The organism is Caulobacter sp. Root487D2Y (genome assembly GCF_001427165.1).
Classification (GTDB): domain Bacteria; phylum Pseudomonadota; class Alphaproteobacteria; order Caulobacterales; family Caulobacteraceae; genus Caulobacter.
In genome coordinates, this window is the sequence record NZ_LMFD01000001.1 from 1181005 (window position 1) to 1193761 (window position 12757).

Annotated in this window: 11 protein-coding genes; 7 read left to right on the top strand and 4 right to left on the bottom strand. The window is 69.6% G+C overall.

From position 1 onward, the window contains the following. The first annotated feature begins 280 nt into the window (after positions 1-280). Positions 281-1327: a hypothetical protein gene (locus ASD38_RS05250; RefSeq protein ID WP_056458168.1), complete on the top strand. Its 1047-nt coding sequence runs from the start codon at positions 281-283 to the stop codon at positions 1325-1327. A 406-nt stretch (positions 1328-1733) separates the two neighbouring features. Continuing rightward, entirely contained in the window at positions 1734-2747 is a 1014-nt protein-coding gene (locus tag ASD38_RS05255; protein ID WP_235523759.1) for a hypothetical protein, read from the top strand. Positions 2748-2862: 115 nt separating this feature from the next. On the opposite strand, the gene ASD38_RS05260 is transcribed toward ASD38_RS05255, so the two are convergent. Continuing rightward, entirely contained in the window at positions 2863-4170 is a 1308-nt protein-coding gene (locus ASD38_RS05260) for an acyl-CoA dehydrogenase family protein (RefSeq protein WP_056458174.1), read from the bottom strand. A gap of 264 nt (positions 4171-4434) precedes the next feature. After that, complete coding sequence (locus ASD38_RS05265; RefSeq protein WP_056434987.1) at positions 4435-5424, bottom strand: transporter; 990 nt, start codon at positions 5422-5424, stop codon at positions 4435-4437. Between the two features lie 242 nt (positions 5425-5666). On the opposite strand from ASD38_RS05265, the gene ASD38_RS05270 reads away from it, so the two are divergent. From ASD38_RS05270 to ASD38_RS05290, 5 genes are all read left to right on the top strand, one after another. Further along, positions 5667-6263 (top strand): GNAT family N-acetyltransferase, encoded by a 597-nt coding sequence (locus ASD38_RS05270; RefSeq protein ID WP_056434985.1) that lies wholly within the window; start codon positions 5667-5669, stop codon positions 6261-6263. A gap of 213 nt (positions 6264-6476) precedes the next feature. Beyond that, complete coding sequence (locus ASD38_RS05275; RefSeq protein WP_235523760.1) at positions 6477-7799, top strand: hypothetical protein; 1323 nt, start codon at positions 6477-6479, stop codon at positions 7797-7799. A 106-nt stretch (positions 7800-7905) separates the two neighbouring features. Next, complete coding sequence (locus tag ASD38_RS05280; protein ID WP_235523761.1) at positions 7906-9132, top strand: hypothetical protein; 1227 nt, start codon at positions 7906-7908, stop codon at positions 9130-9132. Positions 9133-9228: 96 nt separating this feature from the next. Further along, positions 9229-10758: an adenosine deaminase family protein gene (locus ASD38_RS05285; protein WP_082560677.1), complete on the top strand. Its 1530-nt coding sequence runs from the start codon at positions 9229-9231 to the stop codon at positions 10756-10758. A 66-nt stretch (positions 10759-10824) separates the two neighbouring features. After that, positions 10825-11433 (top strand): hypothetical protein, encoded by a 609-nt coding sequence (locus ASD38_RS05290; RefSeq protein WP_056458181.1) that lies wholly within the window; start codon positions 10825-10827, stop codon positions 11431-11433. A gap of 5 nt (positions 11434-11438) precedes the next feature. On the opposite strand, the gene ASD38_RS05295 is transcribed toward ASD38_RS05290, so the two are convergent. Continuing rightward, entirely contained in the window at positions 11439-11864 is a 426-nt protein-coding gene (locus ASD38_RS05295) for a VOC family protein (RefSeq protein ID WP_056458184.1), read from the bottom strand. Between the two features lie 69 nt (positions 11865-11933). Next, positions 11934-12515 (bottom strand): GTP cyclohydrolase I FolE, encoded by a 582-nt coding sequence (gene folE, locus ASD38_RS05300; RefSeq protein ID WP_056434976.1) that lies wholly within the window; start codon positions 12513-12515, stop codon positions 11934-11936. Between the last annotated feature and the right edge of the window lie 242 nt (positions 12516-12757).

Consider the following 12757-nt stretch of genomic DNA (forward strand, 5'->3'; position numbering starts at 1 on the left):
ATCGGCGGCGTCGCAACATCGGGAAGCGCGGGTGAGGCGTGTCGCGCGCAATCTTCGCGCGATAAAATTCCGCCGAACGTAAAGTGTCGAGTGTCCGACATTTCTAAAGTTAGTGATATGAACTCGATAATTTATTTATTGATCAAGATTAGGTGCGACAAAACGCGCGATAAAAACGGTCAAATACACGAACATTAACGTGTCATTTGGTATGAATATTAGAGAGTGATCAACCGCGATGATCGCCCAATAGGCTCAAGTTCGGTCTGGGGCCATCACCATGAAATATCCCGTCATCTGGACGACGACCGCGCTGGTCGCCGCCGTCGCCATCTCCGCCACCCTTGTTGGGGGAGGGGCCGTCGCCCGTCAGGAGCGGAGCGCGCCCGGCGTCAGTCTGGCCCGCGACGTCGTCGCCGCGGCCAGCGCCTTCGAAACCTATACCCGCGGGGCCGTAGCCATTCCGGCGACGTTCGAAAGCGGCGGCGGCGTCGCCGACGCTCTGGCCAAGAGCGCGGCCTACCAGCCTGAGCAACTGGACGCTGGCATGATCGCCTACGGCGCCATCGCGGCGCTGCAGGAGCAGGCCTTCATCGAGGGCGTCCGCCAGGCGGCGCGCGAGACGCCCGCCGACGCGCTGATCGCGCGCCTGGAGACCAATCCCGACAGCGTCCTGGAGATCGACGGCGTCGGGGCGGCCGCCAGCCGGGCCCAGGCGGCCCTGCTCAAGCGCGGCGCGCCGCTGGGCGTCACCGGCAAGGCGGTCAAGCAGGCGGCCTACGACGTCCAGCACCAGGGCTGGTCCAAGGGCCTGATCGCCGATAGCGCCGGCCGCCTGGCCAAGGTCAAGGCGATGTCGGCCACCTTCTTCAACCCTGGCGACGAGGACGCCGGTCGACTGATCCAGGCGGCCACCGCGCCGCGTGAGCCCGGCGGCTCCGGCGGCGAGGGTGGGGCGGCCTTCACCCCGGTGACCGTGCGGGCCTCGGCGCTGGCGGCCCTGGCGGTGCTGGGCGCGGCCGGCGACGACGACGTCGCCAAGCTGAGCGTCGTCATGCACGACGAGAAAAGCGGCTTCTGCATGAAGATGGCCAAGCTGAACCTCTACCAGTGCTTGGCCGTGGCTGGACCGCACTACGAGGACGTCTTCTGCCTGGGCCAGCATGCCCTGATCGACACCGCCCAGTGCGTCAACAACGCGGCCGGTGGGTTCGTGGCGCCGACGGCCGCTCCGGCCCAGGCCCAGCGTCCGGTTCCGGGTTTCATGATCCCGGTGGCGGGCCAGGCCGTGGCGGCGATGAGTTCGCCGGTTCCGGCGGGGAACTAGCCTGCCCACGCCCCTGGCCCCGGCGTCCTCGGGATGAGTCCGAGATCGCCGGAGCGACGGCCCCGTTCGTCCAAGCTTCGCTGTCATCCTGTTCGAAGCTAGGCCGTAAAATCCCGGCGGGATAAGGTCTTGGTCTCAGTTAATCCGCGCTAACCGTAATATAAAACTGTCGACTACTCGACATACCATAGATGAAAACCCGCCTTAGTCTCCGTAAAGTACCCTACTGCGACAAAAGCGCGCAGTAAAATGGTCCGTTGCATGAACCATTTCGCTCGATTCGTTTGGAATATTGGGGAATGCTCGATCTTGAGGGACGTCTAGTGGGGCTGAAGTTCAGTCCGGGGCTATCAAGATGAAAAATCCTGTTCTTTGGGCGACGACGGCGCTCGTCGCTGTCATCGCCATGTCCGGGTTCGCGGTTGCTCGCCAAGAGCGCGGCGAGCCTGGCGTCAGTCTGGCCCGCGACGTGGTGGCCGCGGCCAGCGCCTTCGAGACCTACACCCGCGGGGCCGGGACCATCTCGGCCGCGTTCGAGAACGGCGGCGGCGTCGCCGACGCCCTGGCCAAGGGCTCGGCCTACCAGCCCGAGCAACTGGAGGCCGGCATGATCGCCTACGGGGCCATCGCGGCCCTGCAGGAGCAGACCTTCATCGACGGCGTCCGCCGAGCCACGCGCGACACGCCGCCCGAGGTTCTGGTCGCCCGACTGGAGAGCGATCCCGAAAGCGTCATCGATATCGAGGGCGTCGGGGCCGCCGCCGGCCGGGCCCAGGCGGCCTTGCTCAGCCGCGGCGCGCCGCTGGGCGTCACCGCCCGGGCGGTCAAGCAGGCGGCCTATGACATCCAGCACCAGAACTGGTCCAAGGATCCGATCTCCGACGGCGCCGGCCGTCTGGCCCGGGTCAAGGCGATGTCGGCCGCCTTCTTCAGTCCCGGCGCCGACGACGCCGGCCGGTTGATCCAGGCGGCGACGGCCCCCGACGGCGGTCGAGGCTTCGGCGGCGACGGCGAGGGCGGGGCGGTCTTCACCCCGGTGACCGTGCGGGCCGCGGCCCTGGCGGCCCTGGCGTTGCTGGGCGCGGCCGACGACGAGCATGTCGACGGGCTCGACAACATCATGCGCGAGGAGAAGAGCGCCGACTGCATGAAGATGGCCAAGCTGAACCTGTACCAATGCCTGGCCGTGGCCGGTCCGCAGTACGAGGACGTCTTCTGCCTGGGTCAGCACGCCCTGAGCGACACCGCCCAGTGCGTCAACACCGCGGCGGGCGCCGCGCGCGCGCCGGCCCAGTCGGTGGCGATCCCCGTCGCCCGCCGGGCGCCGGGCTTCGTGATCCCGGTCGGCGGTCAGGTGACGGCGGCGGGCGCGCCGGAGTCGGCCGGCGGCTGGGGCCCTTCGTCCGCCTATCCGCAATAGCCGCCGTCGCCCGGGCCTCCGGCCCGGGATGACCGTTGTGAGGGGTAAACGAAAAGGCCCCCGGATCGCTCCGGGAGGCCTGGTCGGTCAGCGACGGTCGGCGCGGATCAGCGGATCAGCGGATCCCCGCCACCTCGCGGGCGCGCTCGCGCTCGGCCTTCTGCTGGTAGGCCAGATCGCCGTACTTGCCGTATTCCATGCGGGCGATGGTGCGCTCGTGCACCTCGTCGGGGCCGTCGGCCAGACGCAGGGTGCGGATGCCGGCATAGGCCTTGGCCAGGCCGAAGTCGGTGGTGACGCCGCCGCCGCCGTGAGCCTGGATGGCGTCGTCGATGATCTTCAGCGCCAGGCGCGGGGCCGCCACCTTGATCATCGCGATCTCCAGCCGGGCCGACTTGTTGCCGGCCTTGTCCATCATGTCGGCGGCCTTCAGGCACAACAGGCGGCACATCTCGATATTGATGCGGGCCTCGGCGACGCGCTCTTCCCAGACCGAGTGGTCGGAGATGTACTTGCCGAACGCCTTGCGGCTCATCAGGCGCTTGCACATCTTTTCCAGCGCCACTTCCGCCGTGCCGATGGTGCGCATGCAGTGGTGGATGCGGCCGGGGCCCAGGCGGCCCTGGGCGATCTCGAAGCCGCGGCCCTCGCCCAGCAGCAGGGCGTCCTCGACCGGCACGCGCACGTCCTTGAGGATCACCTCGGCGTGGCCGTGCGGGGCGTCGTCATAGCCGAACACCGGCAGCATGCGGACGATCTCGATGCCGGGGGCGTCCATCGGCACCAGAACCTGGCTCTGCTGCTGGTGGCGGCTGGCGTTGTCGGGGTCGGTCTTGCCCATGACGATGGCGACCTTGCAGCGCGGGTCGCCGACGCCCGAGGACCACCACTTGCGGCCGTTGATCACATAGTGGTCGCCGTCGCGCTCGATGCGGGTCTCGATGTTGGTGGCGTCCGAGCTGGCCACCGCCGGCTCGGTCATCAGGAAGGCGCTGCGGATCTCGCCGTTCATCAGCGGGCGCAGCCAGCGCTCCTTCTGCGCCAGCGTGCCGTAGCGCATCAGCACTTCCATGTTGCCGGTGTCGGGCGCCGAGCAGTTGAAGACCTCGGACGCGAAGCCGATCTTGCCCAGCTGTTCGGCGATCAGGCTGTATTCGAGGTTGGTCAGCTGCACGCCCTCGAACTGGAACGTGTCGTCGACATGGGTCTGGCCGCTGTGGGGCGGCATGAAGAAGTTCCACAGGCCGGCGGCCTTGGCCTTGGCCTTCAGCTCCTCGACGACCTGGACGACCTTCCAGCGCTCGGCTCCGAGCACGTTCATCTCGGCCTCGTAGATCGGGACGGCGGGAACGATGTGCTCTTCCATGAACGCGGTGACGCGGTCGAGGAAGCTGCGCTGGGTGGCGGAGATTTCGAAATCCATGGCGTTTCCCGGTCCCGTTCTTATGCGTCAAACAGTTGTTTGAACGCAAGCTAGCACCGAACTGACGCGGACGGCAAGCGGGGTTCCTTCCTCTTGACAACCGTCATCCCGGGCCTCGTGCCCGGGACCCCTCTGTCCGCCGCAGGTGCGGGGTGTGGCGCGCCAACGCGCCATTGTTCCTCACCGTCAGCTGAACCAGGGGTCCCGGGCACAAGGTCCGGGATGACGGCTGAAGGGAGCGGATCAGGCCGGGCTATCCCGCTCCTACAGCACGTAGTTCACCGCGATCACCGGTGTCACCGAGGCGGTGGTGTTGCGGCCGGCCGGGACGATGCGGGCGCCGGCGATCACGCCCAGGACGGGGCTGAAATTGTACTCCACCGCCGGGGCCAGGATCAGGGCCTGGCTGACCGGCGTGCGGCGCTCATAGGCCGCGCCCGCCCCGTCGACGCCCGACACCGTGGTCGAGGCGTCGCGCTGATAGGCGATGTCCAGGGCGGCCACCCACCGGCGGGTGATGCTGTATTCGAACGCCAGGTCGACATTGAACGAGTCGCCCGGCCGGGCCTGGCCGTCGAAGCCCGTCGGGGTGCCGTAGACGCTCTTGCCCTCGACGTCGGCGTGGCCCGAGCGAGTGTAGGCCAGGTTCAGGCGGGTGCGCAGGATCCGGCCGTTCGGCGTCCAGAAATAGGTCTGGGAATTGAGCCCCACGGTAGTGGCGTAGGCCCCGCTGCCGAAGCCGTCGTTGGGACGGGTGTCGAGCTTGTCGTAGCGGCCGATGGGCAAGGTCTCCTGCAGCATCAGCGAGACCGTCGGCGTGCGGCCGCCTTCCTTCCACTGGCTCAGGCGGTACTGGCCCTGGACGGTCAGGTCGCCCAGCTGCACGCCCGAGCTCGACCGACCGCCGGCCTTGGCGTAGCCGAAGCGGGGAATCAGGCCGGCGGTGAAGGTGTCGGTGACGCCGTACAACAGGTAGGTCAGCGAGCCGAAGGTGTCGGAGTCCGGGACGTCGTGGCGTTTGCCCTCGCCGTCGATCACCCCGTAGGGCTTGGCGTCGTACAGATAGGGCTCGATCAGGGCCCGGCCCTTGGGCAAGGTCGAGGCGCCGGAGGCAAGGATGGGTCCGGTCCACCAGGCGTCGTCCAGCGACTGGCGCGCCGGCGCCGAGCCGTCGGCGAAGGCGGGGGCGGCGAGGGTCAGTCCGGCCAACAGCGAGGCGACTCCCAGACGGGTCCGTCGGGCGTTCGAAATCATGGCCTTCTCCCCTCGGCGTCGCGGCCTTGAGCGGCCGCGAGTCGTCGTTACGCGGTCGCTCGCGTCGCCGCCGCCCGAAACTTGCGCAATGCCGTGTCAGGATGTGTCAGCAGCGTGGGCCGCGCCTCACTCTCCACAACGCCATGCCGGGCGCAAGAACCACCTTGACCGAAAGATGGGGCGCCAGATCGCGCGCGGCCCGGCCTTGCGCGGCGGCGCTGGTCGAGGCCATTGTTCCGCGCATGAACATCCAGATCCATCCCCTCGAAGGTCGCTATGTGCGGCTGGAACCGATCACCCCCCAAGGCGACCTGCGCGCCGAACTGAAGGGGGCGATCGACTGCGATCCCGACAGCTGGGAGATCATGTCGACCAACGGCTGCGGCGAGGGGTTCGCCGACTGGTGGGGCGCGCTGAAGGGCGAGACCGAGCGCGGCGAGCGGATCGGCTTCGCCATCCGCCGCCTGAGCGACGGCAAGGTGGTCGGCACCTCCAGCTATCTGAACATCCGCAAGCTGCACCGGGGGCTGGAGGTCGGCTCGACCTTCCTGCACCCCGACGCGCGCTCGGGGCCGATCAATCCGGAATCCAAGCGCCTGCTGCTGGGCCACGCCTTCGACTCCGGCGCGATCCGCGTGGAGTTCATGGTCGACGTCCGCAACAGCCGCAGCCAGGCGGCGGTCGAGAAGCTGGGCGCCGACCGCGAAGGGGTGCTGCGCAACCACAAGATCACCTGGACCGGCCACGTGCGCGACACCGCCGTGTTCTCGATCACCGACGCCGACTGGCCAGGGGTCAGGCAGCGCCTGGATTTCCGCCTGCAGGAAACCTTCGCCTAGGGTTTCCCCATCCACCATCATCCTCGGAACGAGGCCCGAGGATGATGGTGTGATAGGAGTAGGCGGGGCGATTGCGCCCAACTCCGCGCCCGATTGTCACAGTTTCGCGAAGAATGCCGATCTTCGAGGTAAAGATAGCGTTAGCTATGATTCCGTAAAGCTTTCGCCAAGCTTTCGCCCGTAATTTCCGGCTCCATGACGGCTATTGCGTGCTTGAGAATTCTGGTCGCCGGGACCGCCGAGGCGGGTCGGAGCATCCCGGTCTCCCAGGTGGAGGCTGCCGCGGACCTGTATCTCAAGCATCGCTGGAGGGCCCCGCGCCGCTACGGCGCCGTCGCGCCACTGGCCTTCGTGCTGGCCGACAGCCGCGCCGAGAGCCTGGATCCGGCCGAGATGCAGACCCTGGCCGTCGAGCTGGAAGCCGGCCTGTTCCCGGGCCGCGAAGCCGGCCAGGTCTGCCTGCTGACCTTCGAGGGCGACGAGACCGCCGTCCTGCAGTTCGCCAGCCTGTCCCAGGCGGCGCTGGCGGGACTGATCGCCGGCCGCGGCTATGCCGGACCGCCCGGCCACGTCCAGGTGATCACCGCCGAAGAGATCCGCGCCGTGCCCAGCGCCCCGAGCGAGGCCGTGGTCGAGGAAGCTCCGCGGGCCGCTCCCGACGCGGCCGCCCTGACCCCGGCCCAGGACGCCCCCGCCGCGTCCGCCGCCGAGCCCATTGTCGAGCCCGCCGCCGAAGCCGCGACGGCCGACGCCAGGGACCCCGCTCAATCGGCGACCCTGGCCGCCGTCGCCAAGCCGGCGACCGCCAAGCCGCCGCCGCAGCCGGAAAAGCCCAAGCCGCCGCCCCCGCCCGCCACAGGCTGGTGGGGCGTGTACCATCCGCCGTCGGAATCCTTCGTCGGCGCGATGATCGGCCTGCGGTCCGATCTGCTGAGCCCGCGCCCCACCGAGGACGCCGCCCTGCTGAGCCGAGACCTCAACTGCCTGAACGACGCCCAGGCCTCGTTCGCCAAGGCCGGCGACGCGGGCATGCTGTTCGTGCCGTTCAGCTTCTGGAACCTGACCAGCCCGGCCTCGCAGGAGGCCTACAAGCGCCGGCTGTCGCGCTATCCGATGGCCATGCAGGCGCGTCTGGGGGCGACGATCTACGACACCCCGCGCGAGCCTTCGCTGGGCCTGCTGAGCCAGATCCGCGCGTTCCTGCAGCCGCATTTCGCCTATATCGACCTGAACATCACCGAGCCGAACTTCCCGGTCGGCACGCTGCCGGGCGACCTGGCCACCAGCATCACCCTGACCCTGCCCGACGACGACCTGCGCATGCGCATCGAGGCGATCGCCAAGTTCGCCTCGGCCCAGAGCGCCTACCGCGCCAAGGGGGTTCGACAAGGGGTGACCGGCCTGCGCGACGCCCGCGAGCTGGACGCCTGCCGGGCCGCCGGCCTGCGCTTCGTCTCGGGTCCCGCCATCACCGACCTGATGGCCAGCCCGATCGGCGCCGCCTCGGCCCAGGGCCTGCCGCTGAAGGTCGCCTAGCGCCAAGGCCGCCTCCGCGACAGTCGGTCGCGCCCGGTTCCTGGCGCGCGGATGAATTCCGCTAACCTTCCCCACGCATCCTGCCGGCATGACAGCGATCGCATGCTTGAAAGTCTTCGTGGGCGACGAACTGCGGTTCGCGGACAACGACACCATGGCCGCTTTGGTCGGCAAGGTGGCCGGCGCCTATCTGGAAACCACCTGGCTGTGGCCGCGCCGCTATGGGCTGGTGGCGCCGTTCTCGTTCGTGCTGGCCGACCCGCGCGCCACCAAGCTGGACGCCCGCGAGCTGCAGGCCCTGGCGCGCGATCTGCAGTTCAAGCTGTTCGGCGACAAGGGCGAGGGCGACATCGCCCTGCTGATGTTCGAGGGCGACCAGACCGACGTCATGCGCTTCGCCGGCATCCACGGCGCCCAGCTGAAGGCCCTGCTCGAGGGCAAGGACGACGGTTCGATCGTCGGCCGCGTCTGCCGCATCACGCCCACCGAAGTCAGCTCGGTCGTGCCTCAGGGCGGACCGGTCTGCGGCGCGCCGACCATGGAGGAACTGGCGGTCCTGGAGCCGCCCGAGGAAAGCGCCGGTCCCCCCGCCCGGGTCGGCTATCGCGGCGTCTATCATGGTCCGCGCCAAGTGTTCATCGGCAGCGTGGCGGTCTGGCGGCAGGCCCGGGTCGCCGCCGCCTTCGGCCTGACGCCGGCGCGGGTCGAGGCCGACCGGCCGGAGGACGACATCGTGGCCCTGGCCGCCGCCGCGGAGGCCCTGGCCGCCGTGCCGGTGGGGGTGATGTTCTTCCCGATCAGCTTCTCGACCATCGTCAAGCCCGGGGCCCGGGCCGCGCTGCTGCCGCACCTGGAGGCTCTGCCCCGGGGCTCGCGCGCCCGCCTCGCCGCCGCCGTCTACGATACGCCGCGCGCCCCGTCCTTCTCGGCCCTGTCCCAGGTCAAGAAGGCGCTTGAGCCGTTCTTCGCCCGCCTGGACCTGCGCGTCACCGACCCGGCCTTCCAGATCGAGGAGCTGCCCGGCGACCTGGCCAGCAGCGTGACCCTGGTCCTGCCCACGGCGGACGAGCCGACCCGGCTGGCGGCGGTGAACCGATTCCTGCGCGACGCGCCGATCTATCGCCGAAAGGGGGTCTGGCAGGGGATCACCGACGTGCGCACCCGTCGCGAGCTGAACCACTGCCTGGACCAGCACGCGCCGTTCGTCACCGGCCCGGCGGTCACCGACCTGCTGGAAAAGCCGGTCGGCGCCGCCCAGCTGCCATGGCTGAACCTGCCGCTGCACGACTGGTCGGTGGCGCCCGAGGTCGCGGCGGTGTCGTCCGTGGCCTGATCGTCGCGCCGTTTCGGGCCTTGGACGGTTAAGCACTGGATTTGCCAGCCGATGCAAATCACCTTGAGGTGGTGGCATGCAGGGGCGGGCGAGATGATGATCGGCGTGAAACGACTGGCGGGCGCGGCCTTGGGCGTTCTGCTGCTGACCGCGGGCGCGGCCGCCGCCGAACCGGCCCCAAGGCCGGCCCCGTCTCCCGAGGCCCGCACGGCCGCCCGCTTCGACGCCATCGTCAAGGACCGGGCCCAGCTGCGGCTGTTCCTGCGGGCCATGCCCAAGGGCGGCGACCTTCACAACCACCTGTCCGGCGCGGCCTATGCCGAGGACTTCCTGGCCTGGGCCGACGAGGGCGGGCTGTGCGTCACCACCGACGTGCTCCCGGCCATCGCCACGGGCCCGTGCGACGCGCCGGGCAAGGTTTCGGCCAAGGGCTTGGCCACGGCCGATACGGCTCTCTACAACCGGGCGATCAACGCCTTGTCGATGAGAAGTTACGATCCGGGCGCCGACGGGGCCATGGCCTCGGGCCACGACCAGTTCTTCGCCACCTTCGGCCGGTTCGGGGCGGCGGGCGACGGCAAGCTGGGCGCGATGCTGGCGGTGGCCCGCGAATACGCCGCCGGCGACACCGTCGACTATGTCGAGACCTCGGTGAACCCCACGGCGATGTCCGATCTGGCCTGGTCGTTCAAGGACGCGCCCTGGACCGATGATTTCGCCGGCGCCCTGGCGGCGGTGAAGCCCAAGCTTCCGGCCATGGTCGCCCAGGCCCGCCAGGAGTTCGACGCCGCCGAGGCCGACGCCGACCGTCGTCAGGGCTGCCTGGCCCAGAAGCCGCGCGCCGGTCCCTGCGCCGTGGTGCTGGGCTATCAGGCCTTCGCCGGGCGCATCCTGAAGCCGTCGGTGGTCTTCGCCCAGCTGGCCTCGGCCTTCGCCCTGGCCCAGGGCGATCCGCGCTTCGTCGGCGTCAACATCGTCGCGCCCGAGGACCATCCGGTCTCGCTGGCCGACTACCGGCTGCACATGCGCATGTTCCAGTTCCTGCACGCCCAGTATCCGGACGTGAAGCTGTCGCTGCACGCCGGCGAGCTGACCCTGGGCCTGGTCACGCCGCGCGAGCTGCGCTTCCACGTCCGCGAGGCGGTCGAGACGGCCGGCGCCAGCCGCATCGGCCACGGCGTCGACATCGCCTACGAGGACGGCGCCCAGGCCACCCTGGCCCGGATGGCCCGCGACAAGGTGGCGGTCGAGATCAACCTGACCAGCAACGACGTCATCCTGGGGGTCAAGGGCGCCGACCATCCGCTGGCCCTCTACCGCAAGGCCGGGGTGCCGTTCGTGCTGTCCACCGACGACGAGGGCGTCTCGCGGATCGACCTGACCAACGAGTATCTGCGGGCCGCCACCGAGCAGGGCCTGACCTACGCCGACCTGAAGACCGCCGCCCGCGCCAGCCTGGAATATTCCTTCCTGCCCGGCCCCAGCCTGTGGGCCTCGCCCCGCGCGCCGGTCGCCGCCTGCGCCAGGCCCGGCGCGGCTTGCGACCGGTTCCTGGCCGGCAGCCGCAAGGCCGCGGCGCAATGGCGGCTGGAGCGCGAGTTCGAGGCGTTCGAGGCGGGACGCTAGAAAGACGTGAATTGCCTGTCTGGGTTGTGATATCCGGGGGCGAGAAGCCTCGGGGGAGCCGCCGCCATGACCCAGATCACCGCCGTCAATTCCACGGACCAGTCCGCGCAGCTTGCGATCAGCAAGGGCGGGGGCGGCAAGACCCAGGCGCTTTCCGGCCAGATCTCGGTCGCCGCCGAGGGGGTGGTGATCGTCCCGCCGGTCAAGACCTATACGGTCCATGCGTCGGCCATGCTGGAGGGCGGCGCCTGGTTCACCAACACCCTGCGCCTGCCCGGCGGCGGCTGGGGGCTGACCGCCCGGATCGAGAAGACCGGCGAGGTGCTGTCGTTCGTGCTGGTCAACGCGCCGATCGACGACCCCGATCTGATCACCCTGGCGAGCGCCGTCGGCGAGCCGACGACCTTCACGATCACCGCCCAGGCGGCCGACGCGCCGGATCAGACGGTGCTGTCCTCGCAGCTGGTCGTGCAGGGGGAGGACAGGCTGGCGGTGGGGCTGGCCGACACCTACGCCTTCTACGCCGTCGTCGGCGGCTTCACGACCGACACGGTCGAGGCCGACCCCGACCGGCCCGGCCAGGACGTCACGGTGCAGATCGTCGCCCAACCGACCGACGGCGGCGACGCCGCCTACGGCCTGATGCTGGTCGAGCCTGTCGCCAAGGGGGCCTGAGGCGCTCAGCCCTTGGGCATTTCGAAGGTGATCACCACGCTGTCGGCCGAGCGGTCGGCCGGGCCGTGGAACACCGCCTCGATGTTGTTGCCGTCCGGATCGTAGGCGAAGGCGGCGTAGTAGCCGGGGTGGTAGGGCCGCTCGCCCGGCCCGCCGTTGTCGCGCCCGCCGTTGGCCAGGGCCGCCTCGTGGAAGCGCCTGACGGTCTCCTGGTCCGGGGCCTGGAACGCCAGGTGCACGTGGCTGGCCGGCTCGCCGACATCGACCCACAGCTCGTCGGCGTAGAAGTGGTCGCCGTGCCCGGGGATGCTGCCCTCGACGACGGGCACGCCGATCACCGCGAGCACGGCCTTGTAGAACCGCTTCATGGCCGGCAGGTCCTGGGTGCGCAGGTGGATGTGGTCGACCAGGCGACCGCGATGAAGTTCCATGGGGCAGGGCTCCGCGACGGATGTTCCGGGTTCAACGTGGCGGGGTCCGGCGCAGTTTCCGCCCGGTCCTCAGAAGCCCATCAGCGACAGGATCTCGCGCCGCGAGCGCTCGTCGTCGCGGAACACGCCCATCATCCGGCTGGTCTTCATCGCCACGCCCGGCGTGCGCACGCCCCGGCCGCTCATGCAGGCGTGGCTGGCCTCGATGACCACGGCCACGCCCAGGGGCTGGAGGTTGTCCCACAGGCAGTCGGCGATCTCGGCGGTCAGGCGCTCCTGGATCTGCAGCCGCCGGGCGAAGCCGTGCAGCACCCGCGCCAGCTTGGAGATGCCCACCACCCGGTCGCGCGGCAGGTAGGCGATGTGCGCCTTGCCGATGATCGGGGCCATGTGGTGCTCGCAGTGCGACTGGAACGGCACGTCCTTGAGCAGCACGATGTCGTCATAGCCGCCGACCTCCTCGAACACCCGCGACAGGTGCTGGGCGGGGTCCTCGCCATAGCCCTCGCAATATTCCTTCCAGGCCCGCGCCACCCGCGACGGGGTGTCGACCAGCCCCTCGCGCCCCGGATCCTCGCCGGTCCAGCGCAGCAGGGTGCGCACGGCGTCCTGGACGTCCTCGGGAACCGGGGGCTTGGCGGGGAGGGTCATGGGGAGGCTCCGGGGCGGGTGGTGTTTAGGAAAGGCGTTTGGGACTGAGTTGTTTCCCTTCGAGCGGCGAACGCTTGCCCCCTACGGACCGCTTCGCGGTCGTCTTCCCCCAGAGGGGGAAGAGGTTCCGCCCCCGGCGCGGCGCGCGCGTCCTCCGCCCCCTATGGGGGCGGACAGACCGCGAAGCGGTCAGGTGGGGGCAAGTGTTCGCGGGCACGGCGTTGCAAGCTCACGCGATCTCT